The organism is Trichodesmium erythraeum IMS101 (assembly GCF_000014265.1).
Taxonomy (GTDB): Bacteria; Cyanobacteriota; Cyanobacteriia; order Cyanobacteriales; family Microcoleaceae; genus Trichodesmium; species Trichodesmium erythraeum.
This window is the reverse complement of record NC_008312.1, coordinates 4500765-4517907: the sequence shown is the minus strand read 5'-3', so window position 1 is coordinate 4517907 and position 17143 is coordinate 4500765. Positions and strand designations below refer to the sequence as shown.

General features: G+C 33.0%; 14 protein-coding genes and 1 pseudogene. 12 read left to right on the top strand and 3 right to left on the bottom strand.

Annotation, left to right across the window (positions count from 1 at the left end; translation table 11 throughout):
- Positions 1–448 precede the first annotated feature (448 nt).
- The 3 genes from TERY_RS13965 (at position 449) to sbcD (ending at position 5486) form a co-directional block, all read left to right on the top strand.
- Complete coding sequence (locus TERY_RS13965; RefSeq protein WP_011612432.1) at positions 449–922, top strand: cyclic nucleotide-binding domain-containing protein; 474 nt, start codon at positions 449–451, stop codon at positions 920–922.
- Positions 923–1679: 757 nt separating this feature from the next.
- A complete protein-coding gene (gene prfC / locus TERY_RS13960; RefSeq protein ID WP_011612431.1) occupies positions 1680–3308 on the top strand; it encodes a peptide chain release factor 3 in 1629 nt (542 codons plus the stop codon).
- Positions 3309–4202: 894 nt separating this feature from the next.
- Complete coding sequence (sbcD, locus tag TERY_RS13955; protein ID WP_011612430.1) at positions 4203–5486, top strand: exonuclease subunit SbcD; 1284 nt, start codon at positions 4203–4205, stop codon at positions 5484–5486.
- Between the two features lie 291 nt (positions 5487–5777).
- Here sbcD and TERY_RS13950 read toward each other — a convergent pair whose 3' ends face one another.
- Entirely contained in the window at positions 5778–6518 is a 741-nt protein-coding gene (locus tag TERY_RS13950) for a winged helix-turn-helix domain-containing protein (RefSeq protein WP_011612429.1), read from the bottom strand.
- Between the two features lie 614 nt (positions 6519–7132).
- On the opposite strand from TERY_RS13950, the gene TERY_RS13945 reads away from it, so the two are divergent.
- The 3 genes from TERY_RS13945 to TERY_RS13935 all read left to right on the top strand — a co-directional run bounded on the left by TERY_RS13945 (position 7133) and on the right by TERY_RS13935 (position 10540).
- Complete coding sequence (locus TERY_RS13945) at positions 7133–7879, top strand: creatininase family protein (RefSeq protein ID WP_011612428.1); 747 nt, start codon at positions 7133–7135, stop codon at positions 7877–7879.
- Positions 7880–8513: 634 nt separating this feature from the next.
- On the top strand, positions 8514–9029 hold the full coding sequence (locus tag TERY_RS13940; protein ID WP_155994434.1) for a COP23 domain-containing protein: 516 nt from the start codon (positions 8514–8516) through the stop codon (positions 9027–9029).
- A 1163-nt stretch (positions 9030–10192) separates the two neighbouring features.
- Complete coding sequence (locus tag TERY_RS13935; RefSeq protein WP_011612426.1) at positions 10193–10540, top strand: hypothetical protein; 348 nt, start codon at positions 10193–10195, stop codon at positions 10538–10540.
- Between the two features lie 17 nt (positions 10541–10557).
- Here TERY_RS13935 and TERY_RS13930 read toward each other — a convergent pair whose 3' ends face one another.
- Positions 10558–11379, bottom strand: a complete 822-nt coding sequence (locus tag TERY_RS13930) for a trypsin-like peptidase domain-containing protein (protein WP_011612425.1) — start codon at positions 11377–11379, stop codon at positions 10558–10560.
- Positions 11380–13292: 1913 nt separating this feature from the next.
- Between TERY_RS13930 and TERY_RS13925 the strand changes: the two genes are divergently transcribed.
- Positions 13293–13832 (top strand): alpha/beta hydrolase, encoded by a 540-nt coding sequence (locus tag TERY_RS13925; protein WP_011612424.1) that lies wholly within the window; start codon positions 13293–13295, stop codon positions 13830–13832.
- Between the two features lie 198 nt (positions 13833–14030).
- Here the strand turns inward: TERY_RS13925 and sipA are convergent, their stop codons facing one another.
- Positions 14031–14312: a regulatory protein SipA gene (gene sipA / locus TERY_RS13920; protein ID WP_011612423.1), complete on the bottom strand. Its 282-nt coding sequence runs from the start codon at positions 14310–14312 to the stop codon at positions 14031–14033.
- Between the two features lie 246 nt (positions 14313–14558).
- On the opposite strand from sipA, the gene rbfA reads away from it, so the two are divergent.
- From rbfA to TERY_RS13905, 5 genes and pseudogenes are all read left to right on the top strand, one after another.
- Positions 14559–14972, top strand: a complete 414-nt coding sequence (gene rbfA, locus TERY_RS13915) for a 30S ribosome-binding factor RbfA (protein ID WP_011612422.1) — start codon at positions 14559–14561, stop codon at positions 14970–14972.
- A 355-nt stretch (positions 14973–15327) separates the two neighbouring features.
- The gene (locus TERY_RS36985) at positions 15328–15456 is read left to right on the top strand and encodes a hypothetical protein (protein WP_370495483.1); all 129 of its coding nucleotides are present in this window, start codon (positions 15328–15330) and stop codon (positions 15454–15456) included.
- Positions 15450–15770 (top strand): annotated as a pseudogene (locus tag TERY_RS36980) (glycoside hydrolase family 3 N-terminal domain-containing protein). The gene TERY_RS36985 and the pseudogene TERY_RS36980 overlap by 7 nt, the downstream one beginning before the upstream one ends.
- A 41-nt stretch (positions 15771–15811) precedes the next feature.
- Positions 15812–16006, top strand: coding sequence for a hypothetical protein (locus TERY_RS25380; RefSeq protein WP_052845797.1), 195 nt, complete (start codon positions 15812–15814; stop codon positions 16004–16006).
- Between the two features lie 845 nt (positions 16007–16851).
- Positions 16852–17076, top strand: a complete 225-nt coding sequence (locus tag TERY_RS13905; protein WP_011612420.1) for a DUF4327 family protein — start codon at positions 16852–16854, stop codon at positions 17074–17076.
- Positions 17077–17143 lie beyond the last annotated feature (67 nt).

Below are 17143 nucleotides of genomic sequence, written 5' to 3'. Positions count from 1 at the left end.
TTTAATCCTGGAGACTAAAGGTAGTAGTAGTTAATCAAATATAAATTCATACTATTTATTATTAACATTTGCTATATATCATAATAATTATTATCAGGTAAGTATTCAGCTATTAATTATTAATTCATTACCTGTATAATAAAAATTAGTATTTATAGATTTAAGAAGAATTAACAATATTGGAAAAAACTGATAAATGATAGACAGCAATATCCACCCTTATTTCCTACTTTATTTTTTTGACCTCATCCTATTTGTAAAATTATTTTATAAAATGAGTATGATGTATAAATTATTTTGTATTAAAGCTAGGGAAATGGTGTAAGCTAAAGAAACTCAGTTAGCTATCTATCAAATTTCATCTAAAATATTATTAACCATAAAAACTGGCTTCTACAACAATAATTATTAAATTTGTTTCTTTGTCAAGAATGAGGATGTAAATATTATGCTTACAAGTGTCGAGCGTCTTTTGTTTATTAGAGCTGTACCAATTTTTAGAGAATTAAGAGATGATTTTCTAGTACGTTTAGCTTCTGTGATGAACGAGCTATCTTTCCCTACTAACCATACTATTTTTACTGAAGGGAAAGAAGGAAGATCTCTTTATATCGTAGTATCTGGTAAAGTTAAAGTTCATTTGGAAGACCGTGAGTTAGCACACTTAGAACAAGGAGCTTGTTTTGGTGAAATGTCTTTGTTTGATGCTGAACCTCGCTCTGCTTCTGTTACTACTTTAGAAAATTGTGAATGTTTAGTTTTAACTCAAATACAACTTTATGACGCAATTGATGAAACACCAGAAATTGCAATTAATATTATTCGTCTATTGTCTCGTCGTATTCGTGAATTTAACCAAAGGCTTAATGCTAAGGAAAGTAGTACTTCTTCTAATAGTAATAGAATACCTGAAATGCGTTAGAAATATGGAATAATATTGAGAAAATTAGTTGAGCTACAGATAAAGCTAACATGAATGAATTTATGAATAAATTGTAATAAGTAACAGAATATTAAATTGCTAAAATATTATTTTCTACGTTTTTGGAGAATAAAATAGTTTTGATAGCTAAAGGAGGATAGTCTTAAAATAATTAAGTATAAAGGATATTACACTATTCCCTATTCCCGGGTACTAAATCATTACTTTTTTTTACCTCTATATCAACAAAATTGTAACTATAGTAGATGAAAAATAAATGGATAACAGTTAGATAATTCTAGACAAATATCACTACTAATAAGTAATAGTTTAACCATAAAAATCGGTAAAATATCTGTTAAAGTTTTTTGTTACTAGTATAATTTATTCTGTGCTTCAATTAATGATTATAACAATATGAATAGCCACACTAATTCAGGTTGCTAAATATAACAACATGGGTAAGCAATAAAACTTCCCATAGCCCAAATATTTGATCAAAATTTTATATGGCTTTTATTGTAAAAAAATATCAACCTATCAGATCTAAAGAAGTTAAGTATTAATTTTTATTAAGTTGATATTTTTCCTATTCTCAAAATATTTATTCTATTTATGATGTCAGATATGTGTTAATATAAATATTATTAATATAAATTATATCATAATGAGAAATATATTAAATTTAGCCTAGATAAATATATATAAATATATAATATTACGAACGATTCTAGATTCTATAAATATAGGTTAACTTATGTCCATTGAAATTGAAGCAGAATTGCAAACAGCAGTAGATAAACGGCGTAACTTTGCAATTATCTCCCATCCTGATGCTGGTAAAACCACTCTTACAGAAAAACTATTATTGTACGGAGGTGCTATTCAAGAGGCTGGTGCAGTCAAAGCTAAAAGAGCACAACGTCATGCCACCTCAGACTGGATGGCAATGGAACAACAAAGAGGCATTTCTATCACTTCCACAGTTCTACAATTTGATTATCAAAACTGTCAAATAAACCTCCTAGATACTCCAGGACACCAAGATTTTAGTGAAGATACATATAGAACATTAGCAGCTGCCGATAATGCTGTAATGTTAGAAGATAGTGCTAAAGGTTTAGAACCTCAAACTCGCAAATTATTTGAAGTTTGTAAGATGCGAAAACTACCCATTTTTACCTTTATTAATAAAATGGATAGACCAGGACGAGAACCATTAGAACTCTTAGATGAAATTGAACAGGAATTAGGCTTAAAAACATATCCGGTAAATTGGCCTATAGGTATGGGCGATCGCTTCAAAGGAGTATTTGATCGAAGAAAAGAACAAATTCACTTATTTGAGCGGAGTATTCATGGTAGGAAAGCAGCAGTAAATACAGTAGTAAATTTAGGCGATCCTCAAATAGAAAAACTATTAGATCAAGACCTTTATTATCAACTCAAAGAAGATTTAGAATTGCTAGACGAATTAGGCTCAGCTTTAGACTTAGAACAGATACATACAGGAGAAATGACCCCTGTATTTTTTGGTAGTGCAATGACTAATTTTGGGGTGCAATTATTCCTGGATGCTTTCTTAGAATATGCTCTTAAACCAGGTATTCATAAAAGTACAGTTGGGGAAGTTTCTCCTACTTATCCAAACTTCACTGGATTTGTGTTTAAATTGCAAGCTAATATGGATCCAAAACATCGAGATCGAGTTGCATTTATTAGAGTTTGCACAGGAAAATTTGAAAAAGACATGACAGTTAGTCATGCTCGAACAGGTAAAACAGTACGATTATCTCGTCCCCAAAAGCTATTTGCTCAAGACAGAGCATCTATCGAAAATGCCTATCCTGGTGACATAATTGGTTTAAATAATCCTGGAGTATTTGCCATAGGAGATACTATTTATAATGGCAAAAAAATAGAATACGAAGGTATCCCCTGTTTCTCACCAGAAATATTTGCTTATTTAAGAAATCCTAACCCTTCTAAATTTAAGCAATTTCGTAAGGGAGTTAATGAATTACGAGAAGAAGGTGCAGTGCAAATTATGTACTCAGCAGATGAGGCAAAAAGAGACCCTATTTTAGCTGCTGTTGGGCAGTTACAATTAGAGGTAGTTCAGTTTAGAATGCAAAATGAATATGGAGTAGAAACTAGAGTAGAAATGTTACCTTTTACTGTCGCACGTTGGGTAGATGGTGGTTGGGAAATACTGCAAAAAGTGGGTAGGTTATTTAATACTGTGGCGGTCAAAGATAGCTGGGGTAGACCTGTTTTGCTATTTAAAAATCAGTGGAATTGTCAACAGGTTGAATCTGAGCATCCAGAGTTAAAATTAAATAATACTGCACCAGTTGTTTCTGGTCAAGAACCAGAATCTTTATAAGGATAAGTACAATTTAAACCTTTAAAAAAAAAGATATAAATAAGAAAATAGGGTTGAAGATTAATACCTTTCTTTTCTCCTTCCTTCTCCAAGTAAAATGAGTTATACAATTTATTTCTCGAAAACTTTTTTTACATTTTTGCGAAGCAGGGAAACCATTCTTAACTCAAACCTTGGAAGGGGAGATAGAGAGTAGGAGATCAGGTAGGGGTATTGAATGTAATTTCCATAAAACATAAGAATAATTAACACATTCGGGAGGATACTAATTATCAAAAAGGTTATTGGTATAATCTATCAATTACTTAATAATTGAAGTGTTACTAAAGTATAGAATTATTTTGAGGAATTAATATTCAATATTGTCAGAAATTAGACCCTTTGCTATGACAAGATTAATTACATACCCAAGTTTCCTATTTAATAAAGTACATCTCATCAGTATATCCGTGTAAAAAATTTATCTTGTGCCTTCCCTATTTCTTTCCCTAATTATTAATTACCCTGTAAAGACCTTACATATAACATTCCTACTCGACTTTAGACTAATGTAAGCTTCCCTAAAATTTGTCGAGCCAAAATAAGGAGATCGACAAAATTAACTGAAACCCTTTTAAGCATCAGCATCGCAATAACTTTTAAGTTAATTTTCTAGAGCCTGTGCAATGGCAAAATTTAAGCGATCATAAAACTTTTGAAAGAGTTTAAGTAAGACAATCCTAACTCAAACTCACTAAAAAAGACAAATAATATTGATTACTTATTACATACCCAAAGCTTATATTACTATTGAATTCTAAGTTTTGGGTTAACATCATTCTCATATTTATTATTTGAATACCCCAAAATTTAGTCAAAACTCCAGAAGCTTACCTACTCCCTAAATAAAATAAAATGATTAAAATTATCCATCTTTCTGATATTCATATTGGCAGTGGTTTTTCTCATGGTCGTATCAACCCAGAAACAGGTTTAAACACTCGCCTGGAAGACTTTATTTCCAGTCTAAAACTTTGTATAGATAAAGCAATTTCCGAACCAGTTGATTTAGTTTTATTCGGTGGAGATGCTTTTCCAGATGCTACTCCTGCACCATACATAAAACAAGCTTTTGCTGGTGAAATACGCCGTTTAGTAGATGCTCAAATTCCCATAGTATTATTAGTAGGAAACCATGATCAACATTCCCAAGGCCAAGGAGGTGCAAGTTTAGGTATTTATCGGACTTTAGGAATACCCGGAGTCGTGGTAGGCGATCGCTTAGAAACTCACAAAATTCAAACTCAAAATGGTTATATTCAAATTATTACTTTGCCTTGGTTAACTGCTTCTAGTTTAATGACAAAATCTGAGACCGAAGGTAAATCTATGGGTCAGGTAAATGAGTCACTAATTCAAAAATTGCGGTTGATATTAGAATCAGAAATTCGGAAATTAAACCCAGAAATACCCACGGTACTTTTAGGTCATTTAATGGCAGATAGAGCTAGTTTAGGAGCAGAACGTTTTTTAGCAGTTGGTAAAGGTTTTAATATTCCTGTTTCTCTGTTAAACCACCCTTATTTTGATTATGTTGCTTTAGGTCACGTTCACAAACATCAAAATTTGAATAATTCTAATAACCCACCAATTATTTATCCCGGAAGTATTGAAAGAGTTGACTTTAGCGAGGAGAAGGAAGAGAAAGGTTTTGTTTTAGTTGAACTAGAAAAAGGTAAAGCTATATGGAAATTTTGTGCCTTGCCTGTACGAAATTTCCAGACTATTAAAGTTAATGTTTCGGAAGTAGAAAATCCACAAACTGAGTTATTAAAAACTATTAGTAAATATCAGATAAAAAATGTAGTAGTTAGATTAATTTATCAGTTACGTTCTGAACAGTTAGACTTAATAGATAATAGCATTTTACACCAGGCTTTAAGTGAGGCACATACTTATACTATTCAACCAGAATTAGTCAGTCAGTTGGCAAGACCACGTTTACCAGAATTATCAACAGGTAATAGTATTGATCCTTTACAAGCTTTAAAAACTTATTTAGAAAGTCGCGAAGATATTCAAGATATTCAAGAGGAAATGTTAGAAGCTGCAGATAAGTTACTAGTAGACAGAGCAGACTTATCAGAGGAACATTTTGATAGTCAGTTAAGTTTATTTACAAATAGCACGAGAAAATGAAAAAAATTAAATTCAAGCACAGATTTTTTGATAATATCTATTCTCTATTCTTTAGATATCAATGCCACTAAAAATTATAGTTATCAGAAATCATCAAATCATCATCTAACTATAATTTTTTCTGAAATAACACTAGTAAAAAAAAGAATACTATAAAACACATGCATAATCATAGATGCCTAAAAAGAGCAGCTCCCATTCATTTCAGATAACTATCTCTATCGCGATCCTCTCTTTTTGTTGTATTTACTTCAACTTCGCTGTAATAAATATTTGTCGGACTTGGTATTACTAACCAAATTTATATCCAAAACCTCTAATAGTAATCAAATACCTTGGTTTACTAGGATTTAACTCTAATTTCTCTCGTAACCAACGAATATGAACATCAACCGTTTTTCTATCCCCAATAAAATCTAGTCCCCAAACCTGTTCTAACAATTGTTCGCGAGACCAAACTCTCTGTGGATAATTCATAAATACTTCAAGTAAGCGAAATTGCTTAGGGGAAAGCTTCACCTCTTGACCTCTGACTATAACTCGGCATTCTTGAGGATAGAAAATTATATCCTGATACTGAAGTATTAGTGCCTGAGATAGTTGACTTAAACGTTGGCGACGGATCATAGCTTGGCAACGAGCAATAAATTCCCGTATCCCAAAGGGTTTAGTTAGATAATCATCAGCTCCAGCTTCTAGATAAAAAGCACAATTATTAACACTGCCTTTTGCTCCTAAAACCATTATTGGTATTAAATTACCTTGATGTCTTAACATTCGGCACACATCCAAACTATTAACAGAGTCAAGAATTAACAGATTGAAAGATTGTTCACTTTTGAGCGATAAAGAATTCTCAAAAATGGGAATAACTTTACAGCTATCTCGAGTAATAACCACTTCATAACCTTGTTCTTCTAGAGCTAGGGCTAACATATTCCCAAATAGCTCTTCAGTTTCTAATAATAAAATCTTACTATTTGTTCTGACGGCAGACCTAGAAAAACTTTGGCTTAGATCTGAGGAAAACATAAATATTGCTTTTGATAATTAGGATGTGTAAATTATTAATTGGACTTTACTGATCAATTAAGCTACCCGCAAATTTTTTAGCTAATTAACTTAATTAATTGATTTATAGCTTTTAAAACTGCTAAAAAAACTAGGTTTTATTCCATTGATATAACGCATTTTTACTATCAATAATTAGTATAACAACGATATTACCAATATAATCTACATATTACTACAGTCTAGTTTTTTGTCGTTTATTAGGAATATATACTAATTAAGCAAGGGTTACAAAGTTGAATTTTGCATTTTTGTTCTGAATAGAAAACTTATACTGCATTAACATTACAGCTAACAGGTTAAGAAAAGGTTAACTTTGGGTTATCAAAAGATTAAATATGATGATAATTGTCAAAATATTAAATCTGAAAATATCATACCAATTTAATAGAATATTACTCAAAACTGCTGTTTACAAAAACTATAGGTTAATTTATAAACTTTAATTATTCTCTCAAAATTGAATAATTTAGAGTACATTAAATAGTTTAAAGCTAATTCAATACACCATAAAAATTTATACTAATAACAAACATTAAAAGTATAAATAAATCAATCAAAATCTAAATATAAATATGCTACTACACTTAAGTACCTGGTCAGAAGTCGAAGCTTATCTAAATCAATCTCAAAGTATTATTTTACCAATTGGTTCCACTGAACAACATGGACCTACAGGATTGATTGGTACAGATGCTATTTGTGCAGAAGCCATCTCTAAAGGAGTAGGAGAAACAGTACAAGCATTAGTAGGGCCAACAATTAATGTAGGAATGGCCTTACACCATACAGATTTCCCCGGTACGATTAGTTTACGGCCTACTACAATGATTCAAGTGATTCGTGACTATATAGTTTGTTTAACTAAATCAGGATTTACCAAATTTTTCTTCATCAATGGTCACGGAGGTAATATCTCTACTCTGAGGGCTGCATTCTCAGAAACCTATGCCCACTTAGCTGATTTTAACATTGCCAATGCAGATCAAGTTAAGTGCAAAATCGGAAATTGGTTTATGTGTAGCTCAGTTTACAAACTAGCAAAAGAGTTGTACGGCCATCAAGAAGGGTCTCACGCTACACCTAGTGAAGTAGCTTTGACTCAGTATATTTATCCAGAAGCAATTAAACAAGCGACGCTGTCAGAAAATGTCGCTAGTGGATATTCAATATATAGTGCCACAGATTTTCGCCGCCGATATCCTGATGGTCGCATGGGTTCTAACCCTGCATTAGCTACACCTGAACATGGTAAGCAGTTTTATTCCTTAGCAGTAAAAGAACTAAGTAATTCTTACCTAGAGTTTATTCATGATAAATAGAGGATAGAGAGTAGTTAGCACCCAGAAGTCAACCCCTCTTAAAATCCCTAAGAGGGGAACTCAGAACTCAGGAGAAGTTATAAATTAGCAGCACGGACTAAATTTAAGAAGCGCAAGAATGTCCTAAAAATAATGGGGACTGCTAGACAAGGAGAGCCCTTCAGAAGGGGGGTTGGAGGGTTAGATTTTTTGATAACTTATGACTCATCACTGATTACAGTACATATAATTTATATAATTTTTCAGCCACAACCTTGATGTAGATTTATTTAATCTAGAAACTTAGAAATTAAAAGTTGCAAATCAAAAAAAATCAGTTAAAATAGTATTTATAAATATCTAAAATTCTCTCAAGCAAAAACGATACATAAAAACAGTAAAGCATTAGACAATAAATTAATATATATTACTTTTTTCTAACTTTTATAGCACTTCTTCTCAACAAATTTTACGTTTGAATATTACTTTATTCTTACTGACAACTATTAATAATTCTTCTACTGTAAAAGTATAGAGAAGAAATAAGTTAACTTCTCTGCCAAAGCAAATATTAGGTTCAGAGGTCAAGATTGTGAACAACCAATTAAGAGTGTCTTTAGCAGGTATTTTAGCAACCGTTGGTCTCTTGGGTATAATGCCTCAATCGGAAGCAAAAGCAGAACAACTGGAAGCTACGGATAAAGTAGTTTTCTCTTGTGTCTCAATTAACGCTGAAGAAAATCAATATGCAACTGTTCCTCAAATAGTTCGTGAAATAAGGGATACAAGCGAACCTGGGCTTTTAGGTGGATATCCTCTCGTGAAACAAGAAGTCATTCAAGTTTCCTCTAAACCAATGATTGTATGGACTGCAACTCTTTCTTCTGATCATCCTAAAGGTGCCTATACTCCTGACCGTCGTTGTCAATCCGTTAGCACTCGTCTAACTAACCTTGCTTATGCCCTAGGGATGACAACTTTCGCAGATATCAGTCAAATTGGTGTCGTCAATTATGAGCAAGTGGTCTATGTTTCCCCAGAAGAAGAGCCTAGCTTTGATAATGTAGTCTTCACTTTAAAGCCAGAAAATCGTGAAAAATCAGAAGAAATTCTCACTCAATTTAAGGATTTCGGACAAGGTACTGCTAGTGACGAGCCTATCTACGAATAAGTTATTTGAATATAAGTGTTGAGGGAATAACTAAGGGAATAAATCTTCCCTCTTCACTTCTTTTTATTAACTTATAGCAAATTTCATCAAGGGTGAGGTACACCTTTGGGTAAGATAGATGCATCGCTACAAAGGTCTTATACCATTTATCAAAAACTTTTCAACAACTTTTCAACTTGACTGTTGAACAGGATACCCACTCCTAACCCTGACGGGATGGTAAAGGGAAACTAACCCCTAACCCTTCTCAAGAGGAGAAGGAGTTTTGCATAAAGGCGTCCCTACAATATAAGGATAATTAACATTAACAAGCGCTTTTATCCTGCAAAAAGTTTATTCTATTTGTGTTAATTATTTAATAACTGAAGTTTGACAAAAAGTTAGCATTAATACATGAGAATTGGTCTTATTATATCGCTATTAATTTGACTGGAATAGTGTCTAAAACTATAGCAATCTTATTTTATTTATATCCAAAATATGACTGCTTTTTAGAAATAGGTTTGGAGAAGTAGGGGCAATAAGCAAAAGTTTCGGAGTTTACTTCTAGTTTTTGAATTTTTACAACCGTTTGATCCGATTGCTATAGTAATCTTAAACCTTGTGTATATCAATTTTCACACTGTTGAAGTACAAAATTTATTTTTTTTAGTAAAAAAGCTGTATGTAACGTTCCTTAAAGAGTAGTAAGCAAAGAAAACAGACTATAGAAAAGAAGAAAAAAAAATGTACCTCAGTAACTTGAGAAATGCTATAAAATCGCATCCTTTCTTAAAAAAATAGCTCCTACTCGTTTTTCTTCAACATAAGCGCCTACAACATCTTGCCTTAAAGCAACCTCAACCTTTCATTCTTCAGATAGGGAAGTAAAATTATCTCTGAAATATATGAATCTGGGGAATAATTAATCAAAATTTGTAGATAGTTCACAGATAATTTTATCAGACACTAATAACTTACTATTATTTAAGTTTGTGTCTGTTTTAACAACTTTAAAAATAAACTTGAGAAATAAATTTAGAACCAAATTATATCAACTATCAAAATTATTTTTAAACTCAAGGCATACTACTATAATATAGTTAATTGATGGTATAATCAAATGATGCTTAAGCATTAATTTATTTGTTCAAGTATTTCAATTAATTACTAAAAGGAAAGCCATGAAAATTATAACTACTTCAACTTTATTTACTGCAACAATAACAATGTTTTTCACTGTTAGCTTAACTGCTAATCCGGCAAAAGCTCAAGAAAAACCAGCAACTAATAATATTAGTCCCTCAGAAAAATTATTGAGTAACAATGCTAATAGTTTTTCAAGGGATAAAAGTATTGGCTTAACTCAAGAATCTACAACAACTAGAAGTAGATATGGGCTATCTCAAGGCGAGCTAGATGAGGTAACAAATAATATTAATCTACAAATGCAGAACAATAGAGATGCTAGATGGAAAAGAGAGAAAGTATGGTTTGAAGAAAAATGGAATTCTTTTGCTACAGACTTTTAACCAGTATTAATTGTGAGTTAATTGCTGATTCTAGAAGCTGGAATTCCCCAACTTAAAGATTCCATTTTTTTGAATTGCTCAATGGATGGTCGAGAGCCATCTATAAAACGAAATGCTCCAATTCCAGCAATGGGATATTTTGACCGTCCGTTAATACCAATTAACTGACCTTTGCTATTTAAAATCGGTCCACCACTCATGCCACTTTTAATATCATTGGTATAACCTAATTGATATCCTTGGCTGAGGGTGCGACTGGTTAGCATTTCTACAGACCCTACTGTTAATTGAAAAGCTCGACTACCCCAAGCAAGGGTACTACTTATTTCTAAAGAGTCAGGTTGATACCAGTTAGGAAAACCAGCAGCAAAAACAGTTTCTCCTACTAAGAGTTGATTGGTTTTTACTATTTCTACTACTTGATAGGGGCGATCGCTAGTAAATTCTAATAACGCTACATCCAAATTACCTATTTGAGGAGTATAAACTAGGGCAGCTTTATGAGTTATCCCATCTCCACTTATAATTCGATACAATTTATTCGAGTTGTTCTCAATTACATGATGATTTGTGACAACAGTGTAGGTGTTACCTTTCTGTTTGATGATTACTCCAGAACCAGCACTATTGTCTGTAAAAATTCTTACCGTAACTTGTTGGGCTATGTTGGATATTAATAATGGAGACTGTTGTGATTCTACTGCACTAGGTTTTGTGTAATAAGCTGAATTTTCTACTTTGGTTTGAGAGTAAGCATTCGGTGCAAATATGGCAAGATAACATAGTAAATGTCCTAAGATTTTACTACTTAACTTGAAGGATGACTTCTTTTGTTTCATGTTATTAAGGTTTATTAAAACAAAGGCATTTAGAAAAAAGATATAGAATCCATTTAGTATCTTTTTCAACCTAAATATGCTTGCTGAAATAGCTAGTATATTGAGCAATTTCAGAAAATTTTTATGGCCGATTTGGAATTATCTATGGGAATAAATAATAATTAAACCCAGAAATTTTCAGGCTGATGATTAGGCAAGGGGCTATCAAGTTGGTTACATAAATTACCCTGATAACTAATAATTGAAATGACACCACATCTATAAAAGTATTGTGACTTTCTCAACTTTGATATTTTGGTAGAGATAACTTTATAATTTTTTCAATACATGAATTGTTGCTAGTAATTAAATTAACTCCTTAGAGCTTGCTGAGAAATAATGATTATGTTTGGGTAGAACTCAGGAGTAAGTAGATATCTTACATACAAAGTTCCTAGGTCGAAATGGTGATTAATCAGGAGGCAGTCGAATATGTTTGTTTCTTGCGGCCTTCTGTCATGGAAATGGCTAAAATACTTTTTGTGTGTGAGGTCAGTGGAGCTAAAAAGCTTTTACTTTTTCAACACAAACAAAAAAGCTACTTACCTTGAAGATTCAATTCCTTGAGAGTTAATCAGTAAATTTTACTTAAGTCAAAACAGTTATATATATTGATTAAATTCAACCCAGTCACAAATAATTTATTTGGCCATACCTACAATTTTAGTTTTTCAGAAAAAACGGCTGTAAGAAACTGAGTTGAAATTATACACTATAGCGGTCACAAAAACAACTGATAAGCAATATTAATCTGGTAATTTTTTTTTCCAGTATTTTAATATGGCATTTCACAATAGTTGGGATAATACAGTTAAATATAAATTTACTTGACAAATTATAATTATTGTGATAATAAATCAGCCATAAATATAATCAAAACCCTACACTTATTTTTAAATAGTAAGTCCAGCCCACTTTTTTCAAGTAAACCTGAGTTTTTCTCAAAACATGTCTCTCAAGGGAAGCCAGCATAAACTATTGTTTAAAGTTAAATAGGCAAAGAAATAAATTTGAAGAGCTAGTGTTCCGAGTGTCAAAAGCTAAAGTCACTGGGGGAGGCAAACTTTGCACTACAATAGGACAGACGCAAAATGTCCTACCCCACCAATTATGCATTCGTGCTTGAAACCTTGAAAAAAACCGTAGTACTATGCAAACAAGCTTAGGATTAGTTATTGTGAAAAGCGAGCCAAACCAAAGTTTTTAAGGGGACTTGAAAGTTAAATAAAAAATCTAATATACTTATTTAAACTTACACATAAATAGCGATATTGTAGCAGTATGAGTAATTAGCAAAAACCATATAAATAATTAGCTTGAGTTTCCTGGCAGTTTGAAGCCTACTCTTGAAAATAAGTTATAGACTGCGGTCAGTGGTATATCGGTAAAACACCGAAGCTAGCTCTAAAGCTTATGCAATAACCCTTATGTAAGTTTCGGGAAATTTAGTTTAACGGGAAATTCGGTTTTTAACTAACAGAGGAGTATGATTAATAATTACCTCTAAAAAAAACTGGGAGTGAACTCCATAACTACCATCAGATATTGTAAAAAACACCCTATCTCATAGAAAATTTCTGCGCTCAAGTAAAAAATTAAAAGCGTTGCGTTCCCTCAGGTCTTCCTCAGAGAGATGCTTGCAATATGACAAGGGTTTCGTAAACTTTCACCGGAGGAATTTTTTAATGTTGCCTCAGTCATTTTATTAGCATAGCGATCGCCATCGACCTAAAGCATACAATGCTAATTTTGTCAAACTTTAAACTGATGATATGCCCTAAGTTAATAAAATTAGTCTAATAAAAAATAGGTTGACAAATTATCCAGAAATTTGTATCTAAAAGCTTAGATTAAAATCTAACTCAATATTAACCATGCAATTACAAAATTTGCTGTCCCGTAGTCCATTAATTATCTTGGGCGCCCTCGCTGGAGTTATGCTCTCTCATCAAAGAGCGATCGCAACCAGCAAAATCGTCATAGATATAGCTGGGCCAATAAAAGCATCCATAAAAGTTAAGGATCTACGACTATTTGCAGAAACTGGTGAAACTACCAAAACAATTTCTCAAGCTCTAGCCATATCAAAAGTTAACCCTAATACAGTTCGTGGATTAATGACATTAGAAGTAGGAGCAGGTGTGACGAACCTAGCCAAAGTTCTGTATAGTAACCTAGGTCAAAATGTAACAAAAGGTGTCGCTGAAGTACTTCAAACGAAACACAACTATGAAAGTGACAAAGCCTTACGTTCTGCTATTATCCTAGCAGCAGCAGATGATAACCGAATATCAGTCCTAGAAATTCTCGAAAAATATCCTACCGAAGAAATGCATATCGACGTTGGTAAAATCAACGAAATTGTAGAAAAACTTAAAGATACTATAGGTAATTTAGGAAAACTATTTAATTAAGTTCTGCCTGACAGGAACTTCGACACAGAGAGATTTCTAAACCTCATGCTTTTAGGTTTGTAATTATTAAGCACTGAACAGCAAGTGTCAGAAAGCAGATGTGATGAAGCAAAAATCCCCATGGTTGATTTGAGGGAATCATATCTTCTTACCTATAGCAGCGTCAGGAGGATATCAACCTCAATATCTTTCAATTCTCTAACACTTAAATGTAACTTCACTATCTTCATCAGTATTATTTGGCTTAGAAGTTCCCGAATCAACTGATGCATCTTCTATATATTGACTTTCTATGAGAAATGCTCCTTTCTCAAAACGAACAGCCCAGTAATTTCCTGGTTTACAACTTAAAACAGTTCCTACTTCACCATTACGCACTACATTAGGAGGACGTAATATCGGCATTGATTCAGCAGTTTTAATGTATGGTGGTTGACCTACTAGTCTGACTTTCTGGCCAATCAAAAATTCTGTTTCCATTTATTTATCTCCACATTTGTTTTGTGTTATATCTTATTGCTTTAATAATATTATTAGCCAATGCTATAATTGAGGGGTGAGTAAGTCAAGGAATCAAAAGTTTATACAGCAGATTATAAGTACATGAATTGCAAACATTGAAGAAAACCTTGCCTGCTAGAATGGAGTTTAAATAAAATCTTTGTAGAACGAGCATAAAGTATTAAAATGAATATGGTTAGTATAAAATTATAGAGGGTAATGATTATGGCTATAGCTCGTCGCATTTCCCGGATTGCTTCATTAATCAAGCAAGAAATCAGCCAGATGTTGCTCCATGGTATCAAAGATAACCGCGTAGGCATTGGTATGGTCAGCGTCACAGATGTAGATGTTTCTGGAGACTTACAACATGCTAAAGTATTTGTAAGTATCTATGGATCTGACGAAGTAAGATCGCAAACTATGGCAGGTTTAAGGTCTGCAACTGGATATGTCCGAAGTGAATTGGGTAAAAGAATACGTATGCGTAGAACTCCAGAAGTTATCTTTGTTGAAGACCGTTCTCTAGAGCGTGGGACAGAAATTTTATCACTTTTAAATAAGCTTTCTCAAGAACGACAACAACAGGAAATAGAAGACATTACCCATAAAGAGTCCCACCAAGACACAATAGAGTAAATAATTCTTAAATTATCCATTACTAAACTATGAATTTAGCATAAAAAGTTGATCCTATGGCCGCATTGATGGCCTCTGGCTATTGGTTTGACTATCAAATTCATTATTCAGACTGAGATCTCCCGAAAAGCAAGCTTTCATTTTGGATAGAAGACTTGGGCATTAAAGCAAGCTTTCATTTTGGGTAGAAGACTTGGGCATTAGAGAGGTAGTTTTTGCGGGTGGAAGTGCTATAGACTTGGTAACTCCTATCCAAGAAATTTAGTATAGGGCAAAAATTCCTTTGCTGTTAGCTGCTGATGTTCAGAAAGGAGTTGCTAAAAGGCTTTCTGGGGTAACTTAGTTTCCTCCACTAATGGTGATCGCTACTATTGTTCAAACTGATCTGAAAGAAGAGCCCAACAGTTATGCTGAAACTATGGGAGCTATTACAGCTCAAGAAGCTGTGGCTATTGGTTGGAATTGGTATTGGCTCCAGTGGTAGATGTAAATAATAATCCTGATAACCCAGTCATTAATATTCGAGCTTTTGGAGAAACGACGGCTTCGGTTGGTCAATTCTCAAGAGTTTTTCTTTGAGGCGCTCAAAAATATCCAGGGTTGACCACGGCTAAATATTTTCCTAGTCATGGGGATACGACAGTTGATTCTCATTTTAATTTACCAGTTATATCTCACTCGGAAAGTAGATTGGTAACAGTTGAATTATCTCCTTTTGTGAAGGCGAGCGCTTCAGAGATAGATTCTGTGATGAGTAACCATTTGTTGATCCTGAGCAAGGACGAAAAATATCAGTAAGTTTACTCCACAAAATTATTATGGGTCAGTTGCGCTAAAAGTTGGGTTTTGGTGAATTAGTTGTGACTGATGTTTTGGTTATGGGGGCGATCGCTAATTTTTATGGTTTGCCTAATGCAGATATTTTAAGTATGCCTGTAGATCCTGAGCAGACAATTAATACTGTTTGTGACGCGGTGGCTCCAGGCCGTATTTCTGAATTACGAATTGATAAATCTTTGCAGAGAATTTGGTAAGCTAAAATCAAGGTTTTTCCTACCTAGCAACCTGGAAATGAAAACATACCAGATTATTTCTTAGCTCCTACATACAATTTAGTTAAAAATTTAGCGAATTCGGCACAAGAAAAGAAAGTGTTGCTCAAATTTTGCCAGGCTCTATTCAAGTAGAAGGAAGTTATCTGACTCCAAGTACAGATAATCATCATTTACGTAATTTAGCATTTGTACAGGATATACTTCTTAACACTTATTTCTCAGGTTATCAGAACCTTTACTTCTCATTGATATATTGATGGTCATTGTTTTGGACAAAAAATTAGTCTAACACAAGTAGCAGAGGATTTCATGAAGAGATTATTAAGAAATGGCAAACTATAAGGTATAATCATATACAGTAGTCAGTAAACATTGAAAAGGTTTTCCCCAGAAATATTATCAGAGAGATCTTATATCTTCTGTTATGGACAAATACTAAAAGCCCCAAAGCTATCTGGATCTTTATATTTAAAGATTCACAAGTATCTGTCTAAAATATCAAAAAATATCACCTAATTTTTGATTAAACAAAATTAAACTTATATGGGCCAGATGATGATTTCAGGTAAGAAGGCTGGGAAAGTTTAGATTATTAGCTACTACCTTATAGTTACAATTTTATTAGCACATAACTGTAATTTAGACAACACTAAATGTAATGTAATGTGTTGGCATTCTTACTTTTAAAATTCTTATCAAAACAAGATAAAAAATTGTAACTATATATACTGACAAATTTAATGTTCATAATTACAAATTTTGCATTATATTATAAATAGTACCGTAGCGCAGAAAATTACTTAAGCTAGGCCAAGAGGGTGACCATGACTTACACCACAATTCAATATTCTTTAGACATTATCAGGGACGAAGCACTAGAACTTGTACATAAAGGAGTTCTCAGTCGTCAGCAGCCTATTTATACTCTGTGTCGATATATTCCGGCCAGAGAATGGGCTTGTGTAGAATGTGAATTAGAAGAATGTGACTTTCTACTTAGGGACCGAATTGGTGACCTAATAGGCAGAGAAAAATGGGACAACGACTAAATAAAAATCTAACCTAGTTAAACTATATTTTATCTAGGTTAGATACTATGATTTATCCTACTTTTTC